Source organism: Arthrospira sp. PCC 8006, assembly GCF_046480465.1.
Taxonomy (GTDB): Bacteria; Cyanobacteriota; Cyanobacteriia; order Cyanobacteriales; family Microcoleaceae; genus Limnospira; species Limnospira platensis.
Genome location: NZ_PKGG01000112.1, coordinates 1 through 16,640 on the forward strand (window position 1 = coordinate 1; position 16,640 = coordinate 16,640).

A 16,640-nucleotide genomic window follows, 5' to 3' on the forward strand; every position below is an offset into this window, starting at 1 on the left:
ACTTATGGCGGGTCACAAATGCTTGCACCTGTTCCGTCGTAGCCGCCGACAGAATCCCTAATTTAATACCCCCCTCATATAGCGATTTAAGCACCTCTAGGCTGCCTACAAATAGTGGTGATGGTGGATGGTTTTTAAAGCTGTTTTCCGCCTCTATAAAGGCTTTCTGAGCAATGTTTTTCGACTCGATCCATCCCCGTCCGGTTTCTGCGATATAAGCGGCCGTGGCAATTTCATTTTCTTGCCGTGTTCCTGTTGCCATTAAGCCTGTGGGGTCTAGGGTATCGTTTTCTATACCAAAAGCCATCAGCAGAGGCTCGCCAATCCCCGGAATTTGGGCATCAACTAAACGCGATCGCACCTGTCCCAATTTCCGTAAGAATTCCTGGGAGTCTTCCAGAGTCCCATCTTTATCGAAAATGATAGCCTCTATGCGATCGAAGGTCATGTTATTAACTCGAATACTGGGCAAGGTTCAGACCTCATATTTTTCTGCTAACATAGGCTTCTAACCACCCCCTACCCTACCAAATATCAAAAAAAAGAGGGCTATCCCTCTTTTTTCCATCAGCATTCAACAATTAGGATTCGGTTGCTATGGGAATCTCTTCTACCGAATCTTCTACCGAATCTTCTACAGCTTCAGTTTCCGCTACCGGTTGTGCGATCGCTTCTGATTCTGATTCTGATTCTGATTCTGAAATCGGTTGCTCTTCAGTCGGAACAGACAATTCGGCTTCCGTATCCACATCAGTAGCAGATGGAATCTCAGCAGTAGACTCTTCTGTTTCCGCTGTCTCTGATGCCGTCTCTGATGCTGTCTCTGATGCTGTCTCTGATGCTGTCTCTGGTGCTGTTTCAACTACCGGGATGCCTTGCTGTTCAGCCTGCATTTTTTCCCGGAACTTCGCAGCCATTTCCTCAGCTTTCTCATAAACCATCTCAGGATTTTTCACCATCGCCCCCGGTTCCGGTTCTAACTGCTTAGTAGACAGTGAAATCCGACCCCGATCAGCATCAAGATCAATAATCATGACTTTAACTTCGTCATTAACATTGAAGACACTGTGGGGGGTATCAATATGATCATGAGATATTTCTGAGATGTGCAGCAAACCGCTGACACCACCGATATCAATGAATGCACCGTAAGGTTTAATTCCTCGCACCGTACCGATGACCACTTCACCTACTTCTAGGCGGTTCATCTTACGCTCAACTAAAGCGCGACGGTGACTGAGAACCAAACGGTTGCGGTCTTCATCAACTTCTAAAAATTTCAGTGGCAGTTCTTCGGCTACCAATTCTTCTTTAGGTTTCCGGGTGCTGATATGGGAACCAGGAATAAAACCACGCAATCCCTCAATGCGGACTAGAGCCCCACCTCGGTTAGTGGCAAAAACCTGAGAACGAACCGTAGCATCTTCTGCTTGCAGTTGGCGAACTCGCTCCCAAGCCCTCATGTATTCTATGCGGCGGATTGACAATGTAAGTTGTCCATCCTCATTTTCATCCGTGAGAATAAAAAATTCCCTGGTCTCATTGGACTGCAATACTTCTTCCGGGCTCTCCACCCGGTTGATCGACATTTCCTGTAGCGGAATGTATGCTGCCGTCTTAGCACCAATATCAATCAGAGCGCCCCGGGGTTCTAAACTGAAAACTGTGCCCGGCACCACATCTCCGGGGCTGAAGTGATAATCATACTTATCCAACAGGGCGGCAAAATCTTCGTGGGTAAAGCCCACATCTCTACTTGTTAGTGTCTGATTGATCATGCGAGTCGTTTCCTAGAATTTCTCCCCTTAATTGTGTTTACATTGAACAGAGGGCAGCGGTTTGGGGTTTCCGAGGGGGGTGGATATGCTCTATTCTAGTGACCATCATTTGTTAATTTGGACTCTAGTTAGGTGCATTTTACCTCAATCGGTGGCCTCTGGTTATAACCTGGTTGACTACTCACCCTATTTAATTACGGGCAATTTTCAGCAGTTGTCACACAATGGTATCAATACCCTTGGTTCATGCCTAGTAGCCCTTACTCTTAATATCAGACCCCGTTAAGCTGACGCTATAACTAGGGACTCCTATTGAGTTTTTTCTTAGTTGGCTGAGTGATTTTACTCAACTGCCATCTCTAAGTATGTATCCATGTTGCCTGCTTGTCTGCGCCTTAGTCTTTAAGTTAAGACCAGGACTCTGACCTAGCTTTGCTCCTGACTCTTACCAAAGGGCAACAGAGCCGGACTGCTGGCTCGGATTCGTTAAAAATATTTTTAGTTTAACTCAGAGCCTATTCATTATGCCATACTTTAGCAAAAGTGTAGCAAATTTTTATCGTAGCATTTTCACTACCGAGATTGTCAATGGGCTGAGACTGGTAGAAGTACGCACCCATCAAAACTTTGGGAGAGTTTAGCCAAACAATCTAGCCTCAGAGGGAGTTAATTAAGCCGAGAAGCGGTATAATTAGTTTAGTGGCGGAATTTCTCAAAGATAACCGCACTATCAGAAAATTTGGAGTAATTAATAATTTATGACTAGCACGCAAACAAAAACCAGGTTGTACTCAAGCCGTATAGATTTACCCGAAGACACCCGATCTCAAGTGATCACGATCCTAAATCAAAGTTTAGCAACGACTCTGGACCTGAAAACCCAGGTTAAGCAGGCTCATTGGAACGTTAAGGGGCTGAACTTCTACTCTCTACATCTGTTGTTTGATGAATTAGCAGGGGAATTAGAGGGATATGTGGATATGATTGCTGAACGAGTTACGGCCCTGGGAGGTTATGCTATGGGAACGGCTCGTAGGGCAGCGTCTGAATCGATTTTACCAGAATATCCCCTAGATATTGATAATGGCACGGATCATATTGTGGCTTTAGCCGATCGCTTTGGTGTATATGCTAAGTCCCTGCGAGAGGCGATCGACAAAACTGATAATCTGGGTGATGCAGACACAGCAGACCTATATACAGAAATTTCCCGCACTGCTGATATGCGCCTGTGGTTCCTGGAAGCACACCTACAGGGTGACAGTAATCAACCATTACGCAGCCACTAGACTGATAAGCACCATCTGGGCTAGGCTACATTTAGGAGCAAGGTTGTCTGGCTATGAACGGGTCGCCATCATCATCTGACTATACCCCGCAGTTACAAAGACTGATGCGGCGGGCGGGGTTTTCCAGTGTACGAGAGTTAAGCCGATATTCAGGGGTCGAGGAGAGACAGTTCTTTCGGTTATGTCAGGGTTTGGTGTTACAGACCCGGGTGGATGTTTTAATGAAAATTGCCGAGGGGCTGGGAATTTCTCTGATGGAACTGTTGAGAATTTTCGCCCCTGATGACAGTAGCTTAGCCTCTGAGGGGTTTAATTCGGCTTTTCGTCAGGAATATGAACGGCTACAGGCTGAGATGGAACAATTGCGGGAGTCTGTGGGTCGGGAATTTCAACAAGCTAGTTTAGATATTTTAGAATCTTGGTTGTTACAGTGGCCTAAAGTTACCCAAAAAGTTCAGGAAAATCCCCAAATTCCCGCCAAAAATATATTGCCTCTGGTGAAACCAGTGGAGCGACTTGTGCAACAATGGGGAGTGGAGATCATTGCACCGATCGCCTCTGAGGTTCCCTACAATCCGCATCTACACCAGTTAGTCGAGGGAACTGCACAGCCGGGGGATAGGGTAACTGTGACCTCTGCTGGTTACCGAAAGGGCGATCGTCTTCTCTGTCGCGCCGAGGTAAAAGTCCCAACCGATGATCATTTGAGGACTCAGGAAAGCTAGGGAAATCAACCGGGTTACCTGTTGTGTCTGATATAGGAGATTTGAGATTCTGTCTCTGAGAGCCTTAATTGGGCTGTAAGCCTCTCTGTATAATTGTCGTTTGGGTAGCCATTTGGCTTGAGGGCGCATTCACAGGCTATACTAGCGGAATATGGCGAGTCATTTTTATGCTTCAATCTCAAAAGAATATGAGTTCTGATGTTCAAATCCTACAGCCCCAAGGTATTTTAGACGCTACTAAAGCTAGCCAATTCCGTCAGGATATTTCTAGGTTAGTTGAAAAGGGAGCTAAAACCATCTTGATTGATTTTCAGGATGTCACATTTATGGATAGCTCTGGTCTGGGGGCTCTGGTACTGGCCCTGAAAACTGTTCGAGCGGCAGATAGTAAATTGGTAATTTGTTCGATTAATGAACAGATTAGAATTCTGTTTGAACTAACCAGTATGGATCGAGTGTTTCAACCAATTTTTGAAAATCGACAGGAGTTTGAGAAAAAACAAAGTTACCTCGGCTAGTTATGCCAATCATCCTCTGAGTTTTTAATCGGGGTTTTGGGAAATAAAAAACTGGTTTTGGGATAGATATTTGGGTCTGTGTAATTGATGTTGATATTATGCAGGCTCAACGGTTTTTATCAAAATTTATAACCATCAAAATATGATATTTTTTCATGCCAAATAATCACATATTTTTTAGGGTAAACTAACTTTTATAAGGGAGAAATCATCTTCAAAGGGATGGTCAAAGTTGATGGTTTGGACGGATTCTAAGATGCTATTTAAACTCCCGGTTTTAAAGTTATTGTTTCTCATTAAAAGTTTAATAAAGGCATCCATTCCCCAAATATTACCACCGGGTTGATGAATTTCATAGACTCCATCACTAAAAATATAAAGGTTGCTGTTTTTTTCGACGTGACAAGAAGCGTCAATATAGGCAGCTTCTAGGAACATACCTACAGGCATTCCGGGGGTTTTTAACTGTTGAAATTGTAGATTATTGGGGTTTTTTCCAGATAGTAGAATGGCGGGAGGATGCCCAGCGCTAGAGTAAGTTAATTGTCGGGAAATGCGGTTATAAACGCCATACCAAATGGTGAAATATTTATCATTTTGATAGGTCATTTGGAAGGTAGTATTAAGCGATCGCAATACATCACTAGGCTGATAATAGTTAATATTAGGGATAGCACGGGATCGCAATAAATTCAACACGGAAACCGAGGGCAATGCCGCCCTAAGTCCATGACCAGAAGTATCTAATAAATAGATAGATAAATGGTCGGCATCCAGCCAAGAATAATCAAAACAGTCTCCGCCCAATTGACGAGAGGGGATAAATTTCGCCTCAATACGCACAGGTTCTTCTAGGGGTTCAGGAAGTAGCGATCGCACATATTCGGCGGCTTCGGATAACTCAGTTTCCAATAACTGTTTTTGAGTTTGTAAATCTTGGCTAAGTTGATGAAGTCGCAGACCGGCTCTCACCCTAGCATATAACTCATTCATCTCAATAGGTTTAGACAGAAAATCATCAGCCCCGGCATCTAAACCCTTAACGCGATCGTCAACAGCGGTCAGAGAAGTAAGTAAAAAAAACTGAGTAGTTGATAATTCCGGCATAGCCTTAACTTGTCGGCATACTTCAATTCCGGTCAGCCGAGGCATAATCCAATCACAAATCATCAAAGCCGGACGCAATTCTTTAGCCTTTTCTATGCCTTCCTCGCCATTACTAGCTACCACCACATCATAACCCTGCTTTTTGAGTGTTCTTTTGAGCAGTTCTCGAATTATGGTATCATCATCAATCACTAAAATTTTAAACATGGGCGCTGAGTTTAAACAATTAGAGGGACGGTCAAGCCAAGTGATCATTAACCATTAGGATCACCCAGAGCATCTCACCGGGGATGGCTATATTAGATGAGAATGAACTAATCCTATACAGAACATTCAAGATAGAGTATAGTCTAATTACAAGATGGCTCGACGATCGCACCTATCGAAAAGTGATTAAATCTGAAGGTTCCCAACCTATGCCTTCTACATTCTGCCTGGAAACGGCAACCAGTTTGGATATGTTGGCAGATGTTTTAGCATGGTTTGGCAAATTACAGCCGCCATCAATTCCTAAGTCAGTCTGGCTGCGCTGTCAACTGGCATTAGCAGAAGGATTTACCAATGCTGTGCGACACGCACACAAGGGACTGGCGGCAGATGTTCCCATTGAGATCGAGGTCAGTCTGTCTAACAATAGTATTAAAATCTGCATTTTTGATCGCGGTCAACCCTTTGATTTAGAGACCAAACTGCTAGAGATGTCATCAAAAACCCATCACGGTTCACCGGGAGGACGGGGGTTGATGCTAATGCGAGATATTGCGGACGAGTTTCATTATCGGCGGTCTGATCCTCACAGAAACTGTTTAGCGATCATCAAATATTTTTGACTGGACTGAGAGGGTTAAGCCATTGTAGGACTTCCCGTCTAAGCTGGTATAGGTCTTTATAGACTTCGTGTTTAAGCCATTGTCCGATCGCATCTAGGGGGCTAAATGATTCTCCTCGTGGCCAACTGAGATCCTGGGCTAGGGGGGTCTGATGATCACCTCGCAACTGCTGGAGTGTCACCAGTCCGGGAAATCTGCCATTGAGAATTTGATAGAGTCCGGTGCTTTGGTCGATCTTATCGTTACTGAATTGAATCAACAGGTTGCGCCGGACTTGATAGCGATCGCCAACTAGGGAATTGGTCTGCTGTGGGGTCGGGGTAAATTCCACATCAATCACCGATGATAACTGTTCTACCAAAGGAATTGACTGGCGGGCGGCATAGTTATTAAAAGAGAGCAAAATATTTCCCGCCCTTTCGACTTCAAACAGGGACCCGATAAGTAGATGCAGCTTGCACCCCATACTATGACCAATGCCATAAATTGGCAACCCCCGCCGTCGCAGTTTCTGGGCTGCAAATAGGTCTTCTAAGCCATCCTCAAAGGTCCATAATACCTCACGCGCCATATTTCCATGATCAAGGGTATTAATGAATGGTGTAGCGATGATGGCATATCCCTGTAACGCTAGTTGTTCTAATAACCAACGATAGGTTATATGGGGGGCTGATGCTACAAACGCCCCACCCAGAAAATGTACGATCGCTTTTGGTTTTGGGGGAATTAACACCCAATTATCGGAAAATTCCAGCCAGTCCATGAGTTACCTTTGCCTACCGCTGTCAATTATAATCAAATGTGGGGGTCTGGTTAATGGCGATTTCGGATTGACCCGTGTTTTTTTTGATTAACCCGCCCCTGGTATTATAAATATCTACCAAAATATTATTACACAAAGGCTTGCCCGTGTCTTATAACTCTCCGGTTTTAATCCTCATTGACGGCCATTCCTTGGCTTTTCGTGCTTACTATGCTTTCGGGAAAAGTCGTAATGGGGGACTGCGAACTTCTACAGGAATTCCTACCAGTGTCTGTTTTGGCTTTATTAAATCTTTATTGGAGGTTATCGATACCTATAAACCGGAATTAGTGGCGATCGCTTTTGACCGGGCTGAACCCACTTTTCGCCATGAAGCTGATGCTAACTATAAGGCGGATCGCGCGGAAACTCCGGCAGATTTTATTGAGGATATCAATAACCTCCAAGAATTATTAGAAGGGTTCCGTATCCCGATTTTTTCGGTGGCTGGCTACGAGGCTGATGATGTTTTGGGAACTTTGGCAAATCGGGGAAGCGCCGCCGGATATCAGGTGAAAATTTTATCTGGTGATCAAGATTTATTTCAACTAATTGATGAGCAAAAACAGATTACTGTTTTACATTTAAGCCATGGAAAGGGTAGCAGTCCCCAGGAATTTGCCGCCGCCCAGGTTTATGAAAAATTAAGTATTAAACCAGAACAGGTAGTTGATTATAAAGCATTGTGTGGGGATAAGTCTGATTGTATTCCGGGTGTCCGAGGTATTGGCGAAAAAACGGCGGTTAAATTATTGGCGGAATATGGTTCTTTAGATAGTATTTATGAATCAGTTAATCAAATCAAAGGGGCGATCGCCAATAAACTTAAACAGGGTCAAGAATTGGCTTATCATTCCCAAACAATGGCGAGGATTATCTGTGATGTCCCCCTAGATATTAATTGGGAAGATTGCCAACTTCAGGGTTTTGATAGCCAGGAACTTATCCCTTTACTCAAGCAGTTAGAGTTTCACGGATTTATTAATAAAATTAATCAGCTTCAATCACAATTTAAGGGATTAGTTGATGTGGAGATTAACTCAAGTATTTCGGCATCAAGTCCCCCCACAGAGTTGGAGAGTTCGGAGAATAATGACAATAATGAGGATGAGGATGTATGGTTTTTTAGTGCTGAGGATACTACCTTAGAAACTAAAGCGATCGCCCCTTCTATTCATCCTCAAATCATCCAAACTCCCGAAGCCTTAGCACTATTAGTTAATCGCCTAAAAACCCATATTAACCCAGAGAAACCAGTCGCCTGGGATACAGAAACTACATCCTTAGAACCTAGGGATGCGAACTTAGTAGGAATTGGCTGTTGTTGGGGTTCGGAATTATCCGACCTGGCTTATATTCCCCTAAATCATACCCAGGGTGAAATGTTAAATATAGAGCAAGTTTTGGAGGCTTTGCGCCCCATTTTAGAGTCCGAAGAATATCCGAAAACCTTGCAGAATGCCAAATTCGATCGCCTGATTTTACGGAGTCAAGGAATCACCTTAAAAGGGGTAGTTTTTGACACCATGTTAGCCAGCTATATAATCAATCCTGAATCATCCCACAATTTAACAGATTTATCATTAAGATATTTACCGGATTTAGGAATAGTCGCCCAGAGTTATAGTCAGTTAGTCCCCAAAGGCAAAACTATTGCGGATTTAGATATTAACACCGTCGCCAATTACTGCGGCTTAGATGTTTTTACCACCTTTCAAATCACCCAAAAAATGCAGGATATTCTCAAAGATTTACCGCGATTAAATGATTTATTGAGACAGGTAGAACAACCCCTAGAACCGATTTTAGCCGGGATGGAGTTTCAGGGTATTAGGATTGATACAGACTACCTTAATCAACTATCAAAGCAGTTAGGCGAAACCTTGGACAATCTGGAAAAAACATCTCATCAAGCCGCTGGAGAAGTGTTTAACTTAGGGTCGCCCAAACAATTGAGTGAGTTGTTATTTGATAGGTTACAATTAGACCGGAAAAAAAGCCGGAAGACTAAAACCGGATATTCTACAGATGCGACAGTTTTAGAAAAGTTAAAACATGACCATCCAGTGATTAACTCTATCCTGGAATATCGGACTTTATCGAAATTAAAATCTACCTATGTGGATGCTTTACCCGAGTTGGTGCGAAGTGATACGGGTCGCATTCATACAGACTTTAATCAAGCGATTACCTCCACGGGTCGTCTGTCTTCTTCTCACCCAAATTTACAGAATATACCTATCCGCACCGAGTTTTCTCGCCAAATTAGAAAAGCATTTATTCCTGAGTCTGGCTGGCTGTTGGTGTCGGCGGATTATTCTCAAATTGAGTTGCGTATTTTAGCACATTTAAGCCAGGAAAAGGTATTAATAGAGGCTTATAATACTAATCAAGATGTGCATAGTTTGACGGCTAAGTTGCTGTTTGATAGGGATGAAATTACACCCGAAGAAAGGCGCTTAGGAAAGATTATTAATTTTGGGGTTATTTATGGTATGGGGGCTCAAAGATTTGGGCGGGAAGTGGGGGTCAGTGCGACGGCGGGGAAACAGTTTATTGATAGGTTTAACTCTCAATATCCGGGGGTTTTTGAGTATTTGGAATCCCAAAAGTTGGCGGCTATTAATCAGGGTTATGTGGAAACTATTTTAGGGAGGCGGCGCTATTTTGAAGGTTTAAAAGGACGCGATCGCGATCGCCTTAACTACCAAGATGAACAAATGTTGCGCGCCGCCGCTAATGCACCTATTCAGGGTTCAAGTGCTGATATTATTAAAATAGCGATGATTAAACTGGCTGAAATTCTCAAAAATTACCAAGCCAGACTATTATTACAAGTTCACGATGAACTGGTCTTTGAAGTTCCCTTATCAGAATGGGAGGAACTCGAATATCAGATTAAATCCACCATGGAAAATTGTCTATTTTTATCAGTTCCGTTGGTGGTAGATATTCACGCCGGGACTAATTGGATGGAAGCCAAATAATGGATAATTAACAATTATCGAAATTCTCTAATGTAGCTTGCATTAGTGCTTGAGTTTGACCGGAAACGGTAAATAATAGGGCTTCCCGATAAACCCGCTCTGCTGGATGATCACTTAAATTAGCCGCGCCACTGGATACTGTCACCGCAGCATGGGCGCATTTTACCGCTAAAGCGATCGCCCTCCCTCGTAACCTTACCTGGTCAGAAAAGCTATAATTGCCGTCGGTAATTGCTGCCAATATTTCCCCCCGACAGCCTCCCAACTCTTCTGTTAGCGACTCCAGCGCTGACTCAATAAAAGCACATTGTTTTTGCTCAAAAACCCTCTCAACAATATCTAAACCCGCCCTAGCGCAGCCCAGGGCGAAAAAACTGGGCTGTAATACCTTCTTTAGATCATTCTCGTGTATCCACCCCACAGGCTGTATAGACACCACCCGGTCAGAAGATAAAAACCAATCGGTCAGCGTCACTGTCACCGTATTAGTCGCAGTCATAGCACAAAGAGACTTATTTACACCCACGCTAATTTCTCCCAGAATTTCCTGAGTATCCCGAAAAGGAACCATCCCAAACACCGCCCGCCCATCTGGTAAACTCGCCGCTAGGATAAACTGATCAAAAATGCCAGATCCTGTCACCCAGGGAACTGTTCCGTTAAGTTTAAACCCTCCCTCAACCTCTAATGCTGTCACCATTGGCTTTCCAGAACGTCTCAAGTGAGAAAAACCAATTCCTACCCCAACGGTTCCGTATTTCATCTCAGGTAAATATTGCTCTCGGAGGGTAGAATTATCACTTAGGGATAGCATCCCCGCCGCGCTTTGATGTTGGGTCTGCAAAAATGCCAAAGCCCCAGAATAGCGCGCTATTTGTTCGGTGAATAGGGCGAAGGTTTCTGCTGTGACTGGGGCGGGTGGGACCCGTAAAGTGAGAACTCCTAGTTTCCCTAACCCCCGCCAAGCCTGCTTTAATGCTTCTGGTAGGCGATCTATTTCAGCCGCCACAGGGGCGACGGCCGTTTGTAAATAGGTGTTGGTGGTTTCCAGCAGGTCTGACACGGTTAATATAGCTCTTGATCGAACTTCATTGTGACATCGTTTCCCGGGAAGGCGATCGCCTAATTTCCTAGATTGACGATTGACCCAAAAACAGTATCCTGGATAATAGGAAAACAGACGCGGAACTGATGATCTACTATTGGCCAAGTCAAAATATAGCCTCAAACAATGTCTAATCCATCTGAACCCCCAGCTTTACCTGCGTCCGTCCAGCGAGTTGCTGTTGCTCTCCGTAGGGCTGGATGGATCTGTTTTTGGGCGCAGCTTGTCCTAGCTGTAATTTCTGGCATTATCCTATTGTTTGCGGCCGTAGCCGCCCAAACTACCGGAGGCGGCGGAAGTACAGCCGCCGGGACTAGCGGCGGTTTCTTTTTTGCCGTCGCGGGGTTGTTCGTCTTGGGGTTCAGTACCTATCAAGCCTATGCTTATACTCGCCTATCTAAACGCTTACGAGAGGGTGGACCGCAGCGACCTTCCCGCGCTGACACTATTAAGCAAATTCGCATTACCCTAATTAGTAATTTGGTGGGAATGACTCTCACCCTGATTGCGGCAGAGGCGATCGGTGGGGTATTATTTGCTAAAGCCCTGTCTCAACCTACTTCCCAGTTAGTATTCGGAACCGGTACTGTTCGCGACTTTATCCAACCCCTAGATCTGATTGTTGTTCTCGCCAGCAATCACACCATTCTAGCCCACTTTGTCGGTATTGTTGCCTCAATTTGGTTAATTGATCAGATTTATAAGCAATAAGGGCGGGTGATATGATCGGGCGCTTCCTTAGTCTCTACGGGTGGGGGAACACTTACCAGAAACCACCCCTAGAGCATGATTTTAAATTTCTTCCATGTCAATATATAAAATTTCTTCTGGTTCAATTACTTTCGGTAAATGAGTTACACGATATTTCGTTCCTTTGGGAATTATGATTTCATTTTCGCTGTAAATTAAAAACTCTTGAATTGATATGCCAGAAATGTTATTTTTAATCCTGATGATTACTGGATAGGCAGAATAAGCATAATCTTCCGCTACTAACTCGTCGGAGGTAAAGCTGGTCATCGAGTCAATAGTATATCCACCATTTCGTTGAATCAGTGTTAGAAAAGATTGCAGCTTTTCTAATTTACTAAAAGGGATGCCACGGTAAATAGTGCCTTGGTAGGGAGGCATACGGTTCACAAAATTATTAACCAGTTGAATGTCGGGGGTAGTTTTGCCTTCTCGTTCAAGGTTTTTGATTTTTATGAACCCAGATGGGGTTGATTTAGTGATTCTATCGATGGCAACTTCTGCTTCAAATTGGCTCATGCCAGTAAGTTTCTCGACTTTTTTTAATAAGTTTATATTTACTTCATTCAGATTATTAATCATGGTAATGCCATCCTGATTGATAATTTTAAATAAACCGAATTGGCTGATTTTTAGGCAGCCAAAACTATCCCCAACTGTTGATGATTAGTCAAGGTGGCTAACTGGCAACAATTACGGAGTTTATTGAGAAGTTGATTGATAACAAGTCAAAAGCAATCAGTCTAATTAATAAAAGAGAAGCAGACGAACTTTAAAGGGTTTTTTTTAAATTGATCAAAATCCCTAATGGGGTATTTGATGGGAAAAAGAGAGTTTGGGCTGATTACTTATACTCCTCTTTTACTAAGATACAACAATTTCTGTAGCTTATTTTACAAAAACTCATTTTTTTACAAAACTTTACATTGTGTCCCTGGTCGGAATTAGGGTGGTGATATTTCTGGTTAAGCCGAGGATAAGCAGGTTCTAAGGTGATTAGCGGAGATTTGCCCAGCGAAGTATTTGACATGACACCAATGGACATTAGATAATAGGAGTTTGTGTAAACCGTAGCTTGGCGTAAGAGTCCCTTGGCTAACGTAATCGTAATAGGTGCCCAGTGGGGCGACGAAGGAAAAGGAAAAGTTACCGATCTCCTCAGCAAATCGGCTGATGTTGTGGTTCGCTACCAAGGAGGAGTGAATGCGGGTCATACCGTTGTAGTCAACGGCCAGACCTTTAAACTGCATCTGATTCCATCGGGAATTTTGTATCCTGATACCGAGTGCATTATCGGTTCGGGGACGGTGATTGATCCCAAAATATTGATTGGAGAACTGGACCAACTACAAGAACTTGGCATTTCTACCGCCAAACTGATGATTGCTCAAACGGCTCATGTGACGATGCCTTATCACCGTTTGATTGATCAGGCATCGGAGGAACGCCGAGGAACTCGTAAAATTGGGACGACGGGGCGAGGTATTGGTCCGACCTATGCTGATAAGTCAGAAAGGACGGGGATTCGAGTCATTGATTTGATGGACTCGGAAAGTCTGCGATCGCAACTCGAATGGACAATTAAATATAAAAACGTCCTCCTCGAAAAACTCTATGATCTGCCCCCGGTAGACCCGGAAGCAGTGATCACAGAATATCTGGGATATGCAGAACGCCTGCGTCCCCATGTGGTTGATGCCTCCTTGAAAATTGATAATGCCGTGCGGAAACGGCACAATATTTTATTTGAAGGAGCCCAGGGAACCCTACTAGACCTAGATCATGGCACTTATCCCTATGTCACCTCATCTAATCCGGTGGCGGGTGGCGCTTGTGTGGGTGCTGGTGTGGGACCAACCATGATTGATCGGGTGATTGGTGTGGCCAAAGCCTATACTACCAGGGTGGGAGAGGGACCTTTTCCCACAGAAATGGTTGATGGCATTGGTCAGGTATTATGCGATCGCGGCGCGGAATTTGGAACCACCACCGGACGACAACGGCGGTGTGGTTGGTTTGATGGGGTGATTGGTCGCTATGCGGTGCGTATTAATGGCTTAGACTGTCTGGCTATTACCAAACTTGATGTTTTGGATGAATTAGACGAGATCAAAGTTTGCGTCGCCTATAATCTTGATGGTGAACGCTGCGAAGATTTCCCTAGTGATGGTCGCAAGTTTGCTCGCTGTCAGCCAATTTATGAAACCTTACCAGGATGGAAAAAATCTACGGCTGAATGTCGCGATTTACAAGACTTGCCTCAACAAGCTCTTGATTATCTCAAGTTCTTAGCAGAATTAATGGAGGTTCCGATCGCCATTGTTTCTCTGGGAGCTAGTCGCGATCAAACCATTATTGTCGAAGACCCCATTCACGGACCGAAAAGAGCTTTATTAGATGCCAAAGGTCAACCCGTAGAGCATCAATCTTAACCTGATTACTCAAATTTTACGGGAGTGGCGGTTCGACTGCGCTCACCGACCAACGCTCAGTATTTTTGAGTTAAAATGTCGCAAAATTCATCACACTTTAGTTAGTAGGAAATTATCATGGAAATTACTGTAAAATGTCAGAAGCGCCCGTCAGGTTCTAAGCCTAGAGCTTTACGCCGTGAGGGTCTAATTCCCGCCGTTCTTTATGGTCATAAAGGGGCTGAATCTGAAGAACTGACCATTGATGCCAAAACCGCTGAAAATCTCATGAAAAAGGGAGCCGTGAATCATACCTTGATTCAACTGAATATTCCCGATTTATCCTGGGCTGGTAAGGCTTTGTTGCGGGAAGTACAAACTCACCCATGGAAAGGCTTTCCTTATCACCTGAGTTTTTTCTCCATAGGAACTCTCGAAAGTGTGGAAGTCACTATTCCCCTAAACTTTATTGGCGAACCCATGGGAGTTAAAAATAGTGGGGGAATGCTCGATCTAGTAATCACTGAAGTGCAAGTTAACTGCAAGCCGGGGAATATTCCCGAAGCTATTGACGTAGAAGTTTCTGCACTAGAAGTTGGTGATGCACTGCATATTCATGAACTCAAACTCCCAGAGGGTGTAGAAGTTATTGCAGAGGCTGATCAAGTAGTGGCTTCAATTCTGTATCGTGGTGGCGGACAAGCTGAAAACGGGGAAGGAGAAACTGAGGAAGTTACAATTTAATCAGAATTAGGGGGGGGGTTTATACTGGGTACAGACAAGATATTAATCTATCTGTAGTCCGGGGCTAGGGAGACAGTAGGAACCCGCCCCTATAGGATAATTATCGATTATCGATGTTCCAATTAGCGCCCGATGATTTTTTCTAGCTGTGACCTATAGGATTCTGATAAACGAGGACCCCGGACTTGTACAATTTGAGAACCTAGATAATTCCCCCAGAGAGCTGCTTCCTCAGTAGTTAATCCGTTAGTGATTCCGTAGAGAACACCGCCGGCGAAAGCATCCCCCGCGCCTACAGTATCAATAGGCTTAACCGGAAAACCAGAAACCGGGGTAATGGTTTTATTTTGGACAACTAAACAGCCTTGACCGCCATTAGTAATAAAAATTAGATCCGCTAAGGAAGACATTTGACGCGCACAGGCTTCTAGGTCTGTTTCTTGACAAAACCTCTTGACTTCATCTGCATTACAGAAAATCACATCAGCATATTCTGCTGATAATTGTCGCAGTTCGTCGCCGTGTCGTTCGACTAGGAAGAGGTCAGAGAAGGTGAGAGCGACCTTAACATTATGACTCTTAGCTTGTTGGAGGATATCTAAACAGGCTTGGCGGGGTTCAGGAGCATCCCAGAGATAGCCTTCAATATAAACATATTGGCTGCGGCGCAATTGTTCCCAATCGATATCAGCTTGAGACAGAGCAATAGATACGCCTAAATTAGTGCATAAGGTGCGTTCTGCGTCTGGGGTGGTGAGGACTAAACAGGTTCCTGTGGGTCCCTGTTCTTCTGTGGCTGATTTAACGCCAAACTCAATTCCGGCGGCGGTCATGTCTTGTCTGTAAAACTCGCCGTTGGTGTCGGAACCGACTTTAGCGGCAAAATAACCGGTTCCACCACTTTGAGCGATCGCCATCATGGTATTAGCAGCCGAACCGCCACAGCTTAATTTCAGTGGGCTATTTTCCAGCTCTTGCAATAAAGTACCCTGTTGGTGAGCATCCATCAGAGTCATACCGCCGCGACCTAGTTGGTGAGTTTTGAGAAAATCATCTTCGACAAAGGCCAGAATATCTAATAGGGCATTTCCTACCCCAAACACATCTAAAGATTTTCCGTCCTGTGCATTTATAACCATTGTATTGCTTTACTATTGATCAAAGTTTAGGAGATTGAGGAAGGGATTTTACCCTGCCGTTCTCAACGCAGGAGTCATTTTTCCAGTTGGCGATAGGCTTGAATGGCAAAAAAGAAAAACCCCACCGAACCTAACACGAGTAACACGGGTTCAATAAGACTGCCTGTAAAAATTTCGCTCATAGCCTTAACCTTAACTTTTCCATCGCACCGATTAGGGGTCGAGAATGGAGTCACCTCCATCCCCTCCCATTCAGAACCGTACTTGAGACTTTCACCTCATACGGCTCCTAGTTTGACCGTCTCCTTGTTAAGAGTACAGCATCATCTCTTCATCAAGAGCTGTTTTATCATCGTGGCAATGGCGATGTAATAATTGGAGATTCTTGTATTCATCCTTTCCGCCTTGGCTTCTGGGTACAATATGGTCTACTTCAATTAAGTCTGACGGGGTAA

16 protein-coding genes are annotated in these 16,640 nt (G+C 44.1%); 8 read left to right on the plus strand and 8 right to left on the minus strand.

What is annotated here, in order from left to right; translation table 11 throughout:
- Window positions 1-472 (minus strand): HAD family hydrolase (locus B9T16_RS16195; RefSeq protein ID WP_410245253.1); only part of this gene is annotated, 472 nt, incomplete at its 3' end.
- Between the two features lie 109 nt (window positions 473-581).
- The gene (locus tag B9T16_RS16200) at window positions 582-1,778 is read right to left on the minus strand and encodes a 30S ribosomal protein S1 (protein WP_014277527.1); all 1,197 of its coding nucleotides are present in this window, start codon (window positions 1,776-1,778) and stop codon (window positions 582-584) included.
- Window positions 1,779-2,536: 758 nt separating this feature from the next.
- Here B9T16_RS16200 and dps point away from each other — a divergent pair.
- The 3 genes from dps to B9T16_RS16215 all read left to right on the plus strand — a co-directional run bounded on the left by dps (window position 2,537) and on the right by B9T16_RS16215 (window position 4,310).
- Window positions 2,537-3,067 carry a DNA starvation/stationary phase protection protein Dps gene (gene dps, locus B9T16_RS16205; RefSeq protein WP_006616801.1) on the plus strand — a complete coding sequence of 177 codons (531 nt, stop codon included), beginning with the start codon at window positions 2,537-2,539 and terminating at the stop codon, window positions 3,065-3,067.
- Between the two features lie 53 nt (window positions 3,068-3,120).
- Window positions 3,121-3,792: a helix-turn-helix domain-containing protein gene (locus B9T16_RS16210; protein WP_014277526.1), complete on the plus strand. Its 672-nt coding sequence runs from the start codon at window positions 3,121-3,123 to the stop codon at window positions 3,790-3,792.
- Window positions 3,793-3,959: 167 nt separating this feature from the next.
- Window positions 3,960-4,310: an STAS domain-containing protein gene (locus B9T16_RS16215; RefSeq protein ID WP_006616799.1), complete on the plus strand. Its 351-nt coding sequence runs from the start codon at window positions 3,960-3,962 to the stop codon at window positions 4,308-4,310.
- Between the two features lie 177 nt (window positions 4,311-4,487).
- On the opposite strand, the gene B9T16_RS16220 is transcribed toward B9T16_RS16215, so the two are convergent.
- Window positions 4,488-5,624 carry a PP2C family protein-serine/threonine phosphatase gene (locus B9T16_RS16220; protein ID WP_006616798.1) on the minus strand — a complete coding sequence of 379 codons (1,137 nt, stop codon included), beginning with the start codon at window positions 5,622-5,624 and terminating at the stop codon, window positions 4,488-4,490.
- Window positions 5,625-5,707: 83 nt separating this feature from the next.
- Here B9T16_RS16220 and B9T16_RS16225 point away from each other — a divergent pair, with 83 nt between their 5' ends.
- Window positions 5,708-6,247 (plus strand): ATP-binding protein, encoded by a 540-nt coding sequence (locus B9T16_RS16225; RefSeq protein ID WP_006616797.1) that lies wholly within the window; start codon window positions 5,708-5,710, stop codon window positions 6,245-6,247.
- Here the strand turns inward: B9T16_RS16225 and B9T16_RS16230 are convergent.
- Window positions 6,234-7,010 carry a DUF1350 family protein gene (locus tag B9T16_RS16230; protein ID WP_006616796.1) on the minus strand — a complete coding sequence of 259 codons (777 nt, stop codon included), beginning with the start codon at window positions 7,008-7,010 and terminating at the stop codon, window positions 6,234-6,236. The two genes, B9T16_RS16225 and B9T16_RS16230, sit on opposite strands and share 14 nt — an antisense overlap.
- Before the next feature lie 146 nt (window positions 7,011-7,156).
- Here B9T16_RS16230 and polA point away from each other — a divergent pair, with 146 nt between their 5' ends.
- The gene (polA, locus tag B9T16_RS16235) at window positions 7,157-10,036 is read left to right on the plus strand and encodes a DNA polymerase I (RefSeq protein WP_410245254.1); all 2,880 of its coding nucleotides are present in this window, start codon (window positions 7,157-7,159) and stop codon (window positions 10,034-10,036) included.
- Between the two features lie 7 nt (window positions 10,037-10,043).
- Here the strand turns inward: polA and B9T16_RS16240 are convergent, their stop codons facing one another.
- On the minus strand, window positions 10,044-11,099 hold the full coding sequence (locus tag B9T16_RS16240; RefSeq protein ID WP_410245255.1) for an acyl-CoA dehydrogenase family protein: 1,056 nt from the start codon (window positions 11,097-11,099) through the stop codon (window positions 10,044-10,046).
- Window positions 11,100-11,267: 168 nt separating this feature from the next.
- Between B9T16_RS16240 and B9T16_RS16245 the strand changes: the two genes are divergently transcribed.
- Window positions 11,268-11,852, plus strand: coding sequence for a DUF3611 family protein (locus B9T16_RS16245; protein ID WP_006618010.1), 585 nt, complete (start codon window positions 11,268-11,270; stop codon window positions 11,850-11,852).
- Between the two features lie 81 nt (window positions 11,853-11,933).
- On the opposite strand, the gene B9T16_RS16250 is transcribed toward B9T16_RS16245, so the two are convergent.
- On the minus strand, window positions 11,934-12,410 hold the full coding sequence (locus B9T16_RS16250; protein ID WP_286167380.1) for a hypothetical protein: 477 nt from the start codon (window positions 12,408-12,410) through the stop codon (window positions 11,934-11,936).
- A gap of 572 nt (window positions 12,411-12,982) precedes the next feature.
- Between B9T16_RS16250 and B9T16_RS16255 the strand changes: the two genes are divergently transcribed.
- Both B9T16_RS16255 and B9T16_RS16260 read left to right on the plus strand, forming a co-directional pair.
- On the plus strand, window positions 12,983-14,323 hold the full coding sequence (locus tag B9T16_RS16255; protein WP_006618008.1) for an adenylosuccinate synthase: 1,341 nt from the start codon (window positions 12,983-12,985) through the stop codon (window positions 14,321-14,323).
- A 117-nt stretch (window positions 14,324-14,440) separates the two neighbouring features.
- Complete coding sequence (locus B9T16_RS16260) at window positions 14,441-15,046, plus strand: 50S ribosomal protein L25/general stress protein Ctc (RefSeq protein ID WP_006618007.1); 606 nt, start codon at window positions 14,441-14,443, stop codon at window positions 15,044-15,046.
- A 122-nt stretch (window positions 15,047-15,168) separates the two neighbouring features.
- On the opposite strand, the gene B9T16_RS16265 is transcribed toward B9T16_RS16260, so the two are convergent.
- Window positions 15,169-16,185 (minus strand): adenosine kinase, encoded by a 1,017-nt coding sequence (locus B9T16_RS16265; protein WP_410245256.1) that lies wholly within the window; start codon window positions 16,183-16,185, stop codon window positions 15,169-15,171.
- A gap of 309 nt (window positions 16,186-16,494) precedes the next feature.
- Window positions 16,495-16,640, minus strand: a 146-nt coding sequence (locus B9T16_RS16270; protein WP_410245257.1) for an HNH endonuclease, incomplete at its 5' end; no start/stop codon positions are given.